At 41.1% G+C, this 16,005-nt stretch carries 12 protein-coding genes; 10 read left to right on the plus strand and 2 right to left on the minus strand.

The features are described 5' to 3' along the window. Positions 1 to 231: 231 nt before the first annotated feature. Both argS and ESY88_RS02470 read left to right on the plus strand, forming a co-directional pair. Positions 232 to 2,010: an arginine--tRNA ligase gene (gene argS / locus ESY88_RS02465; protein WP_147085315.1), complete on the plus strand. Its 1,779-nt coding sequence runs from the start codon at positions 232 to 234 to the stop codon at positions 2,008 to 2,010. 181 nt (positions 2,011 to 2,191) lie between these two features. Next, entirely contained in the window at positions 2,192 to 3,154 is a 963-nt protein-coding gene (locus tag ESY88_RS02470; protein WP_147085316.1) for a lipid A deacylase LpxR family protein, read from the plus strand. Between the two features lie 139 nt (positions 3,155 to 3,293). Here ESY88_RS02470 and ESY88_RS02475 read toward each other — a convergent pair whose 3' ends face one another. Further along, entirely contained in the window at positions 3,294 to 5,777 is a 2,484-nt protein-coding gene (locus tag ESY88_RS02475) for a M14 family metallopeptidase (RefSeq protein WP_147085317.1), read from the minus strand. A gap of 64 nt (positions 5,778 to 5,841) precedes the next feature. On the opposite strand from ESY88_RS02475, the gene bshC reads away from it, so the two are divergent. Further along, on the plus strand, positions 5,842 to 7,491 hold the full coding sequence (gene bshC / locus ESY88_RS02480; protein ID WP_317128650.1) for a bacillithiol biosynthesis cysteine-adding enzyme BshC: 1,650 nt from the start codon (positions 5,842 to 5,844) through the stop codon (positions 7,489 to 7,491). Here the strand turns inward: bshC and ESY88_RS02485 are convergent. After that, the gene (locus ESY88_RS02485; RefSeq protein WP_147085318.1) at positions 7,484 to 9,052 is read right to left on the minus strand and encodes a ComEC/Rec2 family competence protein; all 1,569 of its coding nucleotides are present in this window, start codon (positions 9,050 to 9,052) and stop codon (positions 7,484 to 7,486) included. The two genes, bshC and ESY88_RS02485, sit on opposite strands and share 8 nt — an antisense overlap. 281 nt (positions 9,053 to 9,333) lie before the next feature. Here ESY88_RS02485 and guaA point away from each other — a divergent pair, with 281 nt between their 5' ends. The 7 genes from guaA (at position 9,334) to ESY88_RS02520 (ending at position 15,981) form a co-directional block, all read left to right on the plus strand. After that, positions 9,334 to 10,869 (plus strand): glutamine-hydrolyzing GMP synthase, encoded by a 1,536-nt coding sequence (gene guaA, locus ESY88_RS02490; protein WP_147085319.1) that lies wholly within the window; start codon positions 9,334 to 9,336, stop codon positions 10,867 to 10,869. Positions 10,870 to 10,982: 113 nt separating this feature from the next. Next, positions 10,983 to 12,890, plus strand: a complete 1,908-nt coding sequence (locus tag ESY88_RS02495) for a PBP1 and LysM peptidoglycan-binding domain-containing protein (protein WP_147085320.1) — start codon at positions 10,983 to 10,985, stop codon at positions 12,888 to 12,890. After that, a complete protein-coding gene (locus ESY88_RS02500) occupies positions 12,887 to 13,288 on the plus strand; it encodes an OsmC family protein (RefSeq protein WP_147085321.1) in 402 nt (133 codons plus the stop codon). Before ESY88_RS02495 ends, ESY88_RS02500 begins: the two co-directional genes overlap by 4 nt. Next, positions 13,288 to 13,830, plus strand: a complete 543-nt coding sequence (locus tag ESY88_RS02505) for a DUF922 domain-containing protein (protein ID WP_189702493.1) — start codon at positions 13,288 to 13,290, stop codon at positions 13,828 to 13,830. The genes ESY88_RS02500 and ESY88_RS02505 overlap by 1 nt, the downstream gene beginning before the upstream one ends. 1 nt (position 13,831) lies before the next feature. Then, entirely contained in the window at positions 13,832 to 14,062 is a 231-nt protein-coding gene (locus ESY88_RS02510) for a DUF3820 family protein (RefSeq protein WP_147085323.1), read from the plus strand. 167 nt (positions 14,063 to 14,229) lie between these two features. After that, the gene (locus ESY88_RS02515; protein WP_147085324.1) at positions 14,230 to 14,985 is read left to right on the plus strand and encodes a LytR/AlgR family response regulator transcription factor; all 756 of its coding nucleotides are present in this window, start codon (positions 14,230 to 14,232) and stop codon (positions 14,983 to 14,985) included. Positions 14,986 to 15,039: 54 nt separating this feature from the next. Then, positions 15,040 to 15,981 (plus strand): Fic family protein, encoded by a 942-nt coding sequence (locus ESY88_RS02520; protein WP_147085325.1) that lies wholly within the window; start codon positions 15,040 to 15,042, stop codon positions 15,979 to 15,981. Positions 15,982 to 16,005 lie beyond the last annotated feature (24 nt).

Consider the following 16,005-nt stretch of genomic DNA (forward strand, 5'->3'; position numbering starts at 1 on the left):
GGGTATCTACTTAACTCGAGAATTCTATCCTTTGAAGAAATTAGGGTTCACTTGAGATGCAAGGGCAATAATATCTTCGGAAGGATGACAACAAAACAACACCAAAAGTAAACCTAACAGCAAATTACGGTGCATCCTTATTTTTTTACAAATCTAAGCCATAAAGCTTAAGGCTCCATCAGGGATTTTTTGATAAAAACCGCTATCTTTGGCAGCTTAAACCCAATACAGATGACGCTTCAAGAGACATTAGGACAACAAGTAAAAGCTGCGGTACGACAGCATTTTGGTGCCGAAATAGAAACAGTCGAATTTCAGGCCACGCGCAAGGAGTTTGCTGGCGACATTACAGTAGTGGTATTCCCGATGTTGCGAGTGGTCAAAGGCAATCCAGCTCAGATTGGCGAGCAAATTGGTCTGTTTTTGAAGCAAGAAATGGACTTGATTACCGATTACAACGTGGTTAAAGGGTTTTTGAATTTGGAGATCAACGATCGATATTATCTGGATTTTTTCAGTAAAATACAGGACGACCCTCAGTTTGCATTTCTAAAACCCTCTGAAAACAACAAGGCCGTCATGGTTGAATATTCGTCGCCAAACACCAATAAGCCTTTGCATTTAGGGCATGTGCGTAATAATCTGTTGGGCTATAGTGTGGCTGAAATCATAAAAGCTTCAGGAAAAAAAGTCTATAAAACCCAGATCATTAACGATAGAGGCATTCATATTTGTAAAAGCATGTTGGCTTGGCAACGTTTCGGAAATGGAGAAACGCCAGCGTCAACAAACTTGAAAGGCGATAAACTGGTAGGCAACTATTATGTGAAGTTTGACCAGGAATACAAAAAGGAAATCAAACATTTAATTGCCGAAGGGAAAACCGAGGAAGAAGCCAAAAAAGAAGCGCCCATACTTTTGGAAGCACAGCAAATGCTCCAACAATGGGAAGCTGGCGATACTGAGGTAGTCGCGCTTTGGAACACAATGAATACTTGGGTTTACGATGGTTTTGATGTGACCTATAAAAATCTCGGGGTTGATTTTGACCAACTCTACTACGAAAGCCAAACCTACTTGTTGGGTAAGGAATTTGTGGCTGAAGGTTTGCAAAAAGGTGTGTTCTTTCAAAAAGAGGATGGCTCGGTATGGTGCGATCTAACGGAAGACGGTTTGGATGAAAAAATCGTGCTTCGAAGCGATGGCACTGCGGTGTACATGACTCAGGATATTGGCACTGCCATTCAACGTGTCAAGGATTTCCCTGATGTTGGTGGCATGGTCTATACGGTTGGCAACGAGCAGGAATATCATTTTCAGGTCTTGTTTCTCATCATTAAGAAATTGGGTTTCGATTGGGCCGATAATCTGTTCCATCTCAGTTATGGGATGGTCGATTTACCTTCCGGAAAAATGAAGAGTCGTGAAGGCACCGTTGTGGATGCTGATGATTTGATTGATGAAATGACGCAGACCGCTGCCGAAATTTCTGAGGAATTAGGAAAATTGGACGGCTACTCTTCTGAAGAAAAAAAGGAACTTTATAAAACCATTGGTTTAGGCGCGCTAAAATATTACATCTTAAAGGTGGATCCTAAAAAACGAATTCTCTTTGACCCGAAAGAGTCTATCGATTTTCAGGGCAATACGGGGCCCTTTATTCAATATACCTACGCGCGTATCCAATCTATTTTGAGAAAAGCAGAGGATGCTAAAGAAGTTAATTTTTCAACCTTGGAACTTCACGAAAAGGAACGCGAGCTTATCAAGCAGTTGGAACTGTTTCCTGAAGTGATTCAGAATGCAGCAGAACATCACAGTCCGGCATTGGTTGCCAATTATACTTATGATTTGGTAAAAGGCTTCAATTCGTTTTATCAAAATGTGTCCATTTTGGGCGCAGATGATGATAATGAAAAAGCATTTAGAACGCAATTGGCGCGCTTGGTGGCCAATACGATCAAGAATGCCTTTGGCCTTTTAGGCATAGAAGTGCCAGAGCGTATGTAGATTCATTCATTTTAAATTTGGAAAAGGCTACCCTGAGGTGGTCTTTTTTAGTGTTAAAAGCCGGTGTGGTGTTTTTCGCCAACATCTTCTCAATTTCGATAAATAGGCGCGTTTTCTGCAATCCTCTCGTGGGATTTATGCTTCTGAAAACTCAACTCGCCTAAATCCCGTATCTATTCACATGCAGCGATTAATCTTAACAATAGGTTTGGCACTTTTTTTCTTCGGAATCGGGAGGGCTCAGAAAATCCAACATCTGGAAGCCTTCCGAAGCATAAACAGTGAGCGCTATTTTCGATTTCATTATGACAACGATTTTTTTGCCGCCACCGATGAGATTTACACCCAAGGCTACCATTTTGAGTTTGTGGCACCTGTTTTCAGTAAAAACCCCTTGAATTTTATGTTGCTGAAACCGGAGGGATTCAAAACCAAATTCGGACTCTCACTGGAGCACATCGGGTTTACGCCCAATCATTACGAATTGCCAGAGATTCAGTACGGCGATAGACCATTCGCATCGGCCATTATGCTGAAAAGTTTTTCGGTTTCAACGCATACTCAACAAAAGCTGCGCTGGCATTCTTCCTTGAGTCTCGGGCTAATTGGCCCGGGTGCGTTTGGTGAGGAGATGCAAGTGGGCATCCATAAATGGACCGGTAATAAAACACCGCTCGGCTGGCGACATCAAATCAAGAATGATGTGGTGATCAACTATCAAGTAGGGATTGAAAAGCAAGTGTTTCAGTTCAATGATATTTTGTTTTTACAAGCCCAATCCACTTTAGACGTTGGGAGCTTGTTCACAAATATTTCCGCAGGTGCAAATTTAGTTGTGGGCCAATTTGAAAATGTGTTTTCTTCCGAAGCAAAAGAAGGCAGGTTCCAAATTTATGCCTATGCCCAACCTGTCGTAACCGCAGTGGGCCATGACGCGACCTTGCAAGGCGGACTCTTCAATACGAGAAGTCCTTACACCATCTCAAATGGAAACCTTGAACGGTTTACAGCACAATTTAATTTTGGTCTCGTCATCCAAACCAAAAGGCTTTACTTTGAATATTCGCGCTCCAGTATTTCAAAGGAATTTGAGACCGGCGAAACCGCTAAGTGGGGTGGATTTAGAGTTGGGTATCGATTTTGATCTCCAGAGGCTTTTATTCCCCCGAGGGTATTGATTTCATAGAATAGCGGGGTATTATTTCTCCAAAGTAAATGCTATTCCATGGGAAATGCTGAGATTTTGAGTTTACACAACCCACAACCCACAACCCACAACAAATTCACTCCGCACCCACATAAAACAACGCGTTGACAAAAAACAGTTTTCCATTGTCCCAAAAATTACGGAACAGCACATTGTCAACCATATAGATCACGCTTCCCTGACCTATAGGCTGCTCGCCGAACACCAAGGAGTTGTCCAATTTTTTGGCGGCCTCGTTACCCACAAATCCGGCAACACTTTTGGGGTCTTCGCCCAAATAGGCCACATTATAGCCAGATTCCAGCAACTGGTAGGAATCTGCCCCTAACTTTAAGCTAAAATAATCGTCGCCATATCCAAAAGCCATGGGATGGGTTGTATCGACTTTAGTCTTGAAAATGGCGCCGGTAATGCTATTTTTAATGGCTTCTCGCTCTCTGTCGGCATAAGGGATGAGCTTGTTTTTTTTAGCTACTTTAGATGAATCTGCTTCTTGCTTGTTCAAGCTCAGTCCGAAGCCTTCCTTATCCACAAAACTGCGCATGGCAGCATCTATGGCAATCAATTTGCCACCGGCACGAATCCAATCCTTAAGGTCTGCGAGCAGCTTGTCGTTTAGCAATTCGCTATAATTACCATTTGGCATGATGAGGATATCGTACTTTGACAAATCGCTGCGATACAGATATTTGGTGTTGATAGTGGTCACGGGATACTGTAGTTCCTGCTCAAAAAAGTACCAAATTTCGCCATAATTCAAGGAATAGGTGTAGTCTCCAGAAAGCAAGGCAATTTTAGGAGGATGCACCAATTTGACATCTGGCGAGCCAAAATCGGGCGCTGAGGTTGAGAATCCGGATTTGATGCCAATCAATCGCCGCTGGTGCTTGTTGCTTATTTGAAGCAGTTGGGCATCAAAATCGGCCAGGGTTTTATTATCGCCTCTTATAACGATCAAAGAACCTCTGTTGTAAACAGCACCTTGGGTATCCATTGGTTTTTCGGTAAATCGCACGCGTATGTTCGCTTTTAAAAGTTCAGCTAAAAATTGGGCGTCTTGCAATGAATTCCATTTGAATATGTAACCGGTGGCATTGTTACTGACCGTGTTTAATTGGGGCGATTTGCCAAGCGTGGACGTGGGTATCAAACTTTTACTTGCCAAAGCATCCAAGCCATAAGCAAAGGGTATGCTCCAAGCGGTAATATCATAAGTGAGCGAATCCACCAATTTGGTTTGGGCTTCAAACAGCACTTTTACCATTTTTCCTTTCGGTTGGTTGGTACTCACCACTAGATCTTCAGAGTCTGTACTTCGTTTACCTTCATTATTGCTGGCATAATCGTAACCGCTCACACTTCCGCCTTGAGCGAAACCATAGCTAATGGCATGTTTATCTAATAACTGGGTAAGGCGTTCTATTTTATCGGCGTTGCCTTGAAGCACATAGCTTTTGGTTTGGAGCGCGCTATTGTCAAAGAATTTTGCAAATTCAAGATTCAGTTTTGCGGCATTCTTGGAGGCCATTTCCACGGTGGAAAGCCCAGAAGTCGTATGATGCTTGAGTCGATCAATGAGCGTGAGTTCTTCGCCTTCATCGGTCATAATTCCCAATCCTGCGCGGCCGTGGCCAGCTTGCTCGTAGGTCATGCCAATCGCGCCCATGTACGTTGGGTAAGTGTCGCCGTAACTTGGGTATAGCAAATCAAAACGCTCCCTTGTAAAGTAGAGCCAACCATTTTGGTCAAAATATTTGGCGTTGTTTTTACCGATTTCCGTTTGAAAATCCCGCTGCCAATCGCTAATGATTTCATGAAAAGGGGCTGCGGCTGGCGCAAAATAATAAGGCTTTTCGATGCCTTGCTCATGAAAATCGACATGAATTTGCGGCAGCCATTGGTTATAGACTTTTAAACGCGCTTGGGTCTCTACTTGTGTAGCCCAAACCCAATCCCGGTTGAGATCAAAAAGGTAATGGTTTGGTCGCCCACCTGGCCAAGGCTCTTGATGTTCACTGGCCTGTTGGTCCTTATCATAAGGTAGGCTGGCGGTTTCGTTATACCAATTGACATAGCGGTCGCGACCATCTGGATTTACGCAGGGGTCTATGATTACGACCGTGTTTTTGAGCCATTCCTGTTTCTCGGTCAATAGCTTGTAGATGGTATTCATGGCAGCCTCAGTACTGGAGGCTTCATTGCCATGCACATTATAACTCAGCCAAACGATGGCAATGTTGTTTGCTTCAGAATTGCCTTGAGCAACACCCGCGTGCTTCAGGTTATTTTCACGGATTTGCTCCAGGTTCTTAAGATTTTCTTCGGAAGACACAAAGGCCAGCAACAGCGGTCGTCTTTCATTCGTCTTTCCGTAATACTGCAATTTCACTTGTTGCGGTGTTGCTTTTTGCACCTGTTCAAAATAATCGACCACTTGCGACTGTCTTGAGAATTGTGTGCCCAGTTCATAACCCAAAAATGCTGAAGGCGATTGAAGCTCTTGTGCTTGGATCGAAAATTGGATGAAAAGTAGTACTACTGCTAGAATGAATTGCCGCATGGGATTATTTAAAATTTGAATCGTAAAGATAGCGAGTGACTTTGAATTAACTAAAATTTAGCACTTGAAAAATGGCGAGAACCTTATCTTTACAGCTAATCGAAGCCAGTTTATGCCAACCCAATACATTCCGTTTAGAGAGACCCATTACTTTTCTTCATTGATTTGCGATTATTTGGATGAAAAGGAAGCGTTGAAACCCTTCTACAACCGATTTCCGAAGCTCGAAAATTTTGAGGGCCAAATTGCCGAAAAGCAGTCTCAATTTAGCGACGGTACTCGGAACATATTGGTAAAAAGTTTGATGTCACAATACGCGAATTTAAAGATATCGGCATTGACGCTTAGCAATCTTGACCTTTTAAAGGAACATACTACGTTCACTGTTACAACAGGGCATCAGCTAAATTTGTTTACCGGCCCTTTGTATTTTTTCTACAAGATCATATCAACCATAAACTTGTGCAAACAACTCAAAAAAGAACATCCCGATCACAATTTTGTGCCGGTGTATTGGATGGCCACAGAGGATCACGATTTTGAGGAAATCAACTTTTTTAATTTCGACGGAAAAAAAGTGCAATGGAACCGGGACGCATCTGGCGCCGTTGGCGAGTTGAGCTTAGACGGTTTGGAGGCGGTGTTTGAAGCCTTCGGAAAAGAGCTGAACACCACAGAAAATGCCAATGAATTGAAGCGTTTATTTAGTAAAGCCTATCTCGAGCATCACAATTTAACCGATGCCATGCGCTATTTGGTAAACACGCTCTTTAAAGCTTACGGATTGGTAATTGTTGATGGTAATGATGCCAATTTAAAACAAGTTTTTGCCCCTTTCATGAAAGCGGAATTAAAGCATAAAACCACTTTTGAGCAGGTTGAAGACAGCAGCGCGAAATTAAATGATTTGAGCGCCAATTATAAGACTCAAGTCAATCCCAGAGAAATCAATCTGTTTTATATAAGTAAAGGTTTACGTGAGCGTATCGTAAAAATTGAAAATCATTATCAAGTACTGGAAACCAATATCAAATGGACTGAAACCGAAATTTTGGCCGAATTGGAAAAACACCCAGAGCGTTTCTCACCAAATGTGGTCATGCGACCCTTATTTCAAGAAGTGATCTTGCCAAACCTGTGTTATATAGGAGGTGGAGGGGAGTTGGCCTATTGGCTGCAGCTCAAGTCTAGTTTTGAAACCCAAAACGTGGTGTTTCCTATGTTGCTGTTGCGAAATTCGGTACTGTTGGTCAATGAAAAACAACAGAAAAAACTGGATAAATTGGAAGTTTCAATTGAGGATCTGTTCTTGAAAACCTCCGATTTAAAAACAAAAGTGACCAAACAAATCTCTACAATTGACATTGATTTCTCCACACAGAAAACACAATTGGAGCAGCAGTTCAAGGAGCTGTACAGCATTGCCGAGCAAACCGATAAGTCCTTCAAAGGCGCAGTGGCAGCGCAGGAAACCAAACAAATCAAAGGCCTTGAGCATTTGGAAAGTCGGTTGCTAAAAGCCCAGAAACGCAAGTTGGACTCTTATTTAGCGCGCGTTACCGATTTGCAAGAGCAGCTGTTTCCCAATCACAGCTTACAGGAACGCCAAATGAATTTCTCCCAATTCTATTTGGAATACGGCGAAGCCTTTCTGCTTAAATTGAGAGATGAGCTGAATCCTTTACATGGCGAATTTGCCGTTATCACTATCTAATTTTTAGCGACTCGAAGCTTACAATACGTTTTCGATTTATCATTTTCACAGTAAAGGTATAGGCTTCCTTGACCCAAGGTTTTCCGCTATGGGTAAAAACCAACACACGTTCGCCATCTGTTCTAAGCTCTATGAGTCCAAAGTTGGTGCGTTCAAAGCCGGTAAAAACCATTTTTTTAAGAGCGCTATCGGTTATGCTTTCAGAAAAAAGCGTCATCAGTTCTGCCTTAGTATAGCTGTCTTTATCACTGTTCTTAAAAAAGTCCTTGAGATCACTATTTTTAAAAGATAGATCTTTATGCTTGAAGAAAGCAGCCAACTCCGTAGAAAAAATTATGCCTTGATCTTCTCTGCATATTTTTCCCAGGGCACATAATAAATTCGCTCTGGGGTGCATGTATTCCCAAAACTCACTGTCATCCCCAGAAGAGACGAGTGACACAATGGGCGCCATTTTTTGAAGTGTTTTGAAATCAAATTCGTGAGACCCGTGATGCGGTGCCTTTAATATTTCGGCTTTCAAGAGTCGGTCGTCTAATGTTTTGTCTAAAATCTGTAGGGATTCTTCGTTCAGGTCACCTGTAAAATTGATTCTAACGTTTCCGTAGCTCAACCGAAATGCCAAAGAATGCCCATTTATGGTATGTGAGGCAGAGTGTTGGTGTGTGCTGATGTCAAATTCATGGGTCTTGAGTTCAGGATCCGGTGCTTGTTTATGCAGAAATTGAAGCGCATCCACAACTTGACCATTTTGCGTTACTTTTCGGCTAAAAGGGCCATGTAGGTCAACTGCGATGCCTTCTTCCTCCAAAAAATCAAAGACGTCCTTCTCATCCATGCCGTGATGTACGGTTTTGAAGTCTATCGCTGCTCTCTGTTCCCAATGATCCAAACTTTTTGACCATGATTTGAAAACGGCGTTTTGCTCGTCTAGAGGAATGCTTCTAGGGTCTTTGACGAGATCGGTAATGTACAATTCATTATTATGAATCGCTGTTTTGCCGAGGCGCTGCTCTTCTGGCAAAGACGAGGGGCGCTTGATCAAGCCATTGTGCAAGATGCGTTTGGGTTGGATGGCGACTTTTTTAAAGCGTCTGGCGCCGCGGTAATTTTCGGCTTTGACAAATTCATTTAAGCCCTTGAAATGATCGGCATCGCCGTGTGTGATAATTATGGCCTCTACGGGTAATGGATTGCTTGAAGATGATTTTTTATGCTGAAAACGAGCCGCAAAGTGACGTGCAAATAACACGTTATGGCCACCATCTATTATGATGATCTTATCATCGGGAGTTTGCAAAACCATGCCATCACCTTGCTGCACGTCTACCATTGACATTTTTAAGGCACCTTTATTCATGGTCTTGGGCTTGCCTTTGACATAACCAATATAAGGGCTGAAGAACCGGTTTAAAACCCTGATTTTCGTTTTTTTGTGTGCGGTGGAATATTCCAAAACCTCAAAAGGATCGCCAAAAATCAACATGTCACTTTTGTTGAAATCGCCATTGGCATTTTTTCTATAAACGGAAACAAAATCCTCGGCTATAAAGGTTTTCATAATGGAACTGTTTATGTGTTGGCTTAAAGGTAATAAATGAAATTTAAATTATTGATATTCAGTTTGTTGTTTGTTTTGTTTTTTTGATTGAAGTTTTTTATTGAAGAAAAAGCCCATACCAAGACCTATAGGCTGTATGAATTTTACTAAGTTTAGCTTGATTTATCACATACCTCAACCATGTTTGGCTGAATGAACATCAAAGGGTATAATGTTGAAAGAAAGTCCATAAAAAATGTGAAAGGTAAAACGTAATAACTAAAACCTTGCTATTTTTGCACATGCAACACAATAAAGTCCTTATTTTAGATTTCGGTTCACAATACACACAGCTTATTGCGCGTCGCGTTAGAGAGCTAAACATCTATTGTGAAATCCATCCTTTCAATAAAATTCCTGTTGATTCTGAGAGTTACAAAGCGGTCATTCTTTCTGGTAGTCCCAATTCAGTTAGAGGGGAATCGGTTTTACATCCAGATCTCTCCCAAATTAGAGGTAAAAAACCACTTTTGGCCGTTTGTTATGGCGCCCAATATTTGGCCCATTTTTCTGGCGGTCTAGTGGAAGAGTCCAATTCGAGAGAATACGGCCGTGCCCATTTGAGTTACATCAAGCAGGACGAAGATTTCTTTACGGGTATTACAAAAGGTAGCCAAGTTTGGATGAGCCATAGTGATACCATTAAGCAATTGCCAACAAATGCCGTGTTGATAGCAAGTACGCACGATGTGGAGAATGCTGCTTTTAAGATCGCCGGAGAGACTACTTATGGCATTCAATATCATCCAGAAGTATATCACTCTACCGATGGCGGACAATTGCTACAAAATTTTCTCGTGCACATTGCCAAGGTTGAGCAAGACTGGACGCCACAATCCTTCGTTGAGGAAAGCGTTGATACGCTTAAGGAAACTTTGGGTAATGACAAAGTGGTATTGGGATTGTCGGGAGGTGTGGATTCCTCTGTGGCAGCAATGCTTTTGCACAAAGCCATTGGAAAGAATCTTTACTGCATTTTTGTGAATAACGGTTTACTTAGAAAAGATGAGTACACGAGCGTTCTTCAGCAATATGAAGGTATGGGCCTTAACGTAAAAGGGGTGGATGCTTCGGCACGCTTTTTGGATGCTCTGGCAAGCATTAGCGACCCAGAGTTAAAACGAAAAGCAATCGGGCGTACGTTCATTGAGGTTTTTGATGATGAAGCGCATGCGATTAAGGATGTGAAATGGTTGGCACAAGGCACCATTTATCCAGATGTGATTGAAAGTGTCTCGGCAACCGGTGGCCCGAGTGCGACCATCAAGAGCCATCATAATGTGGGTGGTTTACCTGACTTTATGAAGCTTAAAGTCGTAGAACCTTTAAAAGCTTTGTTCAAAGATGAGGTGCGCCGTGTGGGCAAATCGATGGGGATGGACCCTAATATATTAGGCAGACACCCATTTCCAGGCCCAGGTTTAGCCATTCGTATTTTAGGAGATATCACTCCAGAAAAAGTGCGAATTTTACAAGATGTGGATGCTATTTTTATAGAGAATCTAAAATCGTGGAATCTTTATGATAAAGTCTGGCAAGCTGGAGCCATTTTATTGCCTGTACATAGTGTTGGTGTAATGGGAGATGAGCGTACCTATGAGAAATGTGTAGCCTTGAGAGCGGTGGAGAGCACCGATGGTATGACTGCAGATTGGGTAAATTTACCTTATGAGTTTTTACAAAAAACATCAAATCAAATAATAAATAAAGTTAAAGGCGTTAATAGAGTAGTATATGACATTAGTTCAAAACCGCCAGCAACGATAGAGTGGGAGTAATACACCTGCGATAGCTGTCCGGATACGTCGGGATCATGTCTATTTACAAATCTTGAATTTAATAAATTTCCTTGCTATAATTTATTGTTGGGAAGCGGCATAAAAACATATAAATGAAAAAACTTATCATAATTATTACTTTGTTTTTTAGTGTTGTTGCCATTGGCCAAAACTATAAAACGCACATGGTAACAAATGGTGAGACCATAGAGTCCATCGCAAAGAAATATAAGGTTAGCACCAATGAACTCTATGCGCTCAATCCAGATGCGAAGACCAATTTCAATCAGGACATGATTCTAATCATTCCCGATGGCAATGCAGATGCGGGGGAGGTGAAAGAAACAAGAGCGTTTGTTGATTATAAGAAACATAGGGTAAAACGAAAGGAAACCCTGTATGGCATTGCAAAAGAATATGGCATTAGCGTGGACGACATCAAAAAACACAATACACGCTTATATGCCGAAAACCTTCAAAAGGGGGACAAAATCCAGATTCCAAGATTTAAAACAGTAACAACACAAGAAGTCAAAGTCAATAACACCATTAGAAAATATAAGGTTCAGCCTAAAGAGGGCGTTTGGCGCGTGGCTTATAAATTCAATATTAGTGTGGCTCAGTTAGAGTCGCTCAATCCAGATATGGGATTGATTCTTCAGCCAGGTCAAGAACTTAATGTACCGAATATCGATAACAAAGATGAAAAACGCTTTGAGGAAGATTATAACTACTACACTGTTTTGAAAAGTGAAGGCTATATGGCGCTCAATAGAAAATTAGGCGTGACCCAAGAAGAGTTGGAAGCGATCAATCCAGAATTAAAGGAAGATGGCCTAAAATTAGGAATGATCATCAAAGTGCCAAAGACCAGCAAAACCACTTTGGTAGTTGAAGATATCGTTAACACGAATCTAAGCTCGAAATTAACGAATTTCAAAGAAAAGAAAATTGCAGTGATGTTACCTTTTAGAACTGCCAAACTTAATTTGGATGCTATTGACGAGACCAAGAAAAAAATAAGAACCGATGCACTGCTATCGGCCTCACTCGATTTTCACGCAGGTGTTTTAATGGCCTTAGACTCAGCCAAACAATTAGGGATCTCCACGCATCTCAAAGTTTTTGACACCCAAAACCTAAGCACAGAGGTCGCAAAAATTCTTCGTGATAATGATTTTTCAGATTATGATGCGATCATTGGGCCGATGCTTTCAGAAAATTTAAATCAGGTTGCTTCAGAATTAAGAAAAGACAACATTCCAGTGTTATCGCCCTTGACCATGCCCATAAATTTGTTCGATAATGTCTACCAAACCATTCCATCTTCCGAATTGTTGGTGCAAACAATGATTAATTTTGTAAAGTCTGATACGCAACCAAAACATGTGGTCATTATCTCCGATTCTAAAAATAAAGTGATTAGTGACAAATTAAAGGGAGAGTTTCCTTCGGCAAAACAGGTGTTCTCAAGAAACGATAAAGAAGGCAAGGAAGCCTATTATATTAATCAAAATGATTTGGTCAATGTCTTCAGAACTGGAAGAAACATCGTCTTTTTAGAAACCATGAATGAAGGTTTCGCCTCAAACGTTATTAGTATGGTTAATGGGATGAGCACGAGTTCTACTCAAATCATTTTGATGACTACAGATAGAAACAAAGCTTTTGACGGCAGGGAAATTTCAAATTACCATTTGTCAAATCTTAAATTCCATTACCCGTCGCCAAACAAAACCACAGATATTTCGAGCACTATCAACCCCTTTGTGCGGGATTATAGGAGAATCTATAACGTAAGCCCAAACAAATATGCGGTTAGAGGTTTTGATTTGACCTTTGATTTATTGTTGCGTTTGGCCTCTGCAGATGATTTGTACCAAGCGTCTTCAGAAGATATCGAGACCGAATATTTCGAAAATAAATTTCGATACGCCAAAAAAATGTACGGTGGCTATTATAACGAAGCGGTCTATATTGTAAAATATGAAGATTTAACCATAGTAGAAGCAAAATTATGACCTCAAAAGTAACTTATCTGGGGAATTTGCGCACCGAAAGCGAACATCTAAAATCTGGAAGCACTTTTTTTACAGATGCACCAAGCGATAATAATGGTAAGGGTGAAGCATTTTCGCCAACAGATACGGTGGCCACAGGTTTGGCAAGTTGCATGTTGACGATTATGGGCATTAAATGCAAAGCTATGCATCTGGATATGGAAGGTACAATTGCTGAAGTCACAAAGACTATGGCTACCAATCCAAGACGTATTTCAAAAATAGACGTGATTTTCACTTTGCCTTTTGAAGCAGATGAGAAGACACGAAAAATACTGGAGCACAGTGCCATAACCTGCCCTGTGTATTATAGTTTGCATCCGGATATAGAAAAAAATATCGTCTTCAAATGGAAATGATGGCTTCAAAATATGCACTGCTGTTTGCTTTTATGTTGTTTTTTGGCGTTCAGCAAGAGACTGCATTTACATGGCAGCCCGATAGAAATTTAACTTGGGCCGATTATCAAGCAGTGGTGGATCCCAATAGTGATGCTGTGGCACTTACCGCCGCAGGCATTACGTTTTCCTATTCGTTGAAAGAAGCCGATAGGCGTTTTGTGAGTTTTGTTGCGACGGCAGAGGCTAATTTTTATCCTGAGAGTTCTTGGTATAAAAAAGACAAATGCAATGAAACCGTATTAGCACATGAGCAGCTGCATTTTGACATCGCTGAATTGCACGTAAGGATGCTAAGGGCAGCTTTGAACGATTTGGAAACTACGCAAGCGATCAAGTCTGATTTAAGACGCGTGCATAGAAATGCCAATAGAGATATGGCCAAGATGCAAAACACTTATGATTTGGAAACCAATAACTCCCGTGATGTTGAACAGCAAGAGCAATGGGCAAGTTTGGTAAAGAACGAACTTGAAAAATACCAGCAATTTGAGTCTAAATAACATGATACAGCCCGACCAAAATTTTCTCATACAATTGGCACATACCAAAATGCCTTATGGCAAATATGAAGGGCGATATCTCATTGATCTTCCAGAGTATTATGTGGTTTGGTACCACAACAAAGGTTTTCCAAAAGGGAAGTTGGGCGATATGTTAACTCAGGTTTACGAATTAAAACTGAATGGTCTTGAGGAATTGATTCGAAACATCAAGAAACGGTATCCGAAGTAAAACGTAGTTCACACTTGGCTTAAATGATTCCGTAAAGAGAACGTGCAGTTTTTTTTAATTAATATCAGTCACATTTTAATACTTTCCTTAACTTGACCCTAAATTGGGTCTTTTTTTTTGGAATCGTTTCAACCCAATGAGATACCAACTCACTCTAAACCGAATTTATGAAAGTCATTATCATCGAAGATGAAAAACCATCGGCAAGACGTTTACAGCGTATGCTTGCTGTTCTTGAGATTGAAGCGGAAACCATGCTGCACTCGGTTGAAGAATCCATTAATTGGTTTCAAAACAATGCACATCCCGATCTTATACTTTTAGATATACAACTCAGTGACGGACTCTCATTCGAGATTTTTGAGGCTGTTGAAATCCATTCCGCAGTGATATTTACTACGGCTTATGATGCTTATGCCTTGCAGGCTTTTAAATTGAACAGCATAGACTACTTGTTAAAACCCATTGACGATGGGGATTTGGAAAAGGCATTATCAAAATTCAAGGGGCGAAGTTCAAAGCAACAAGCAGTAACATTGGATTTTGACGATATTAAAAAACTCTTGGTAAATCCTTTAGAGCGCGAGTACAAAAAACGATTTTCAGTAAAAGTTGGCCAACATCTCAAATTAATCAATATTGATGATATAGAATGTTTTTACAGTGAAAACAAAGGGACTTATGCTTTTACTTCAGAAGGCAGAAACTATTTGCTCGACACCACGCTAGAGCAGTTGGAAGCCGAGTTGGAACCTCAAAAATTCTTCAGGATCAGTCGGAAATTCTTTGTGAATATCAATGCGATTAAAGATATGATTAGCTACACCAACTCAAGATTGCAGATTAAACTCAACAATTTCAAGGAACAGGAAGTCGTTGTCGCTCGAGAGCGTGTCAAAGATTTCAAAGACTGGTTGAGTTAAAAAAATCGGATAGGTTGATTTTTTAAACCAACCGATATTTCGTATATTTGTGGTATGTGGGAAGTAGATGTATCATATCGCGACACTTTACAAACAACATTCAATCGCTTGTTTGAGAAGGCAAACCTCTTGAAGACCTCAAGACCTTTGCCTCAAATCGCCTTGCAAAAACTCAAGGAAGCTCTATCCATTGAATGGACCTACAACTCCAATAGTATTGAGGGTAACTCCTTGACACTTCGTGAAACCCAACTGGTTTTGCAGGAAGGAATTACCATTAAGGGTGTATCACTTCGGGAGCATTTTGAGGCCAAAAACCATGAAACTGCCATTGACTTGCTCTATAATTTACTTCAACCAAACTATGTACTAAACAGTAAAGATATTTTGGCGCTGCATGCTTTGGTGTTACGATCAATTGAAGATGATCATGCCGGTCGCTTGCGCAATGGAGGTGTACGTATTTCGGGAGCCAATTTTATACCGCCAAATGCATCCAAAGTTTCCCAATTACTTGATGATTTGGTTCAATTTGTTGTTGAGAATCCGCTGGGGCTAAATGTTATAGAATTGGCAAGTGTGTTTCATCACAAGTTTGTCTATATCCATCCATTTTTTGATGGTAACGGGCGTACGGTGAGATTGGCCATGAACCTCATTTTGATGGCGCAAGGTTTTCCGCCGGCCATTATCTTAACCAATGATCGGCAAAAGTATTATAAGGCGTTGAACCAAGCCAATACCGGTAATTACGAGAAGCTCATGCTCTTGATGTGCCAAGCCTTGGAGCGCACACTTAATATTTATGTTTCGGCTTTGCCAGACAGTGATTTAGAGTATCAACCCATTTCCAGTGTGGTTGAAGACCCTTCGGTACCTTATGGGCAGGAATATGTGAGTCTTCTGGCGAGACAAGGTAAAATAGACGCGCATAAGGAGGGTAGAAATTGGTACACCACCAAAGCCGCTGTCATTGCTTATATGAAAGCCAAATAAATTGTCTTCGGAAAAACACAGAGC

It is taken from the genome of Subsaximicrobium wynnwilliamsii, assembly GCF_007997225.1.
Lineage (GTDB): Bacteria > Bacteroidota > Bacteroidia > Flavobacteriales > Flavobacteriaceae > Psychroserpens > Psychroserpens wynnwilliamsii.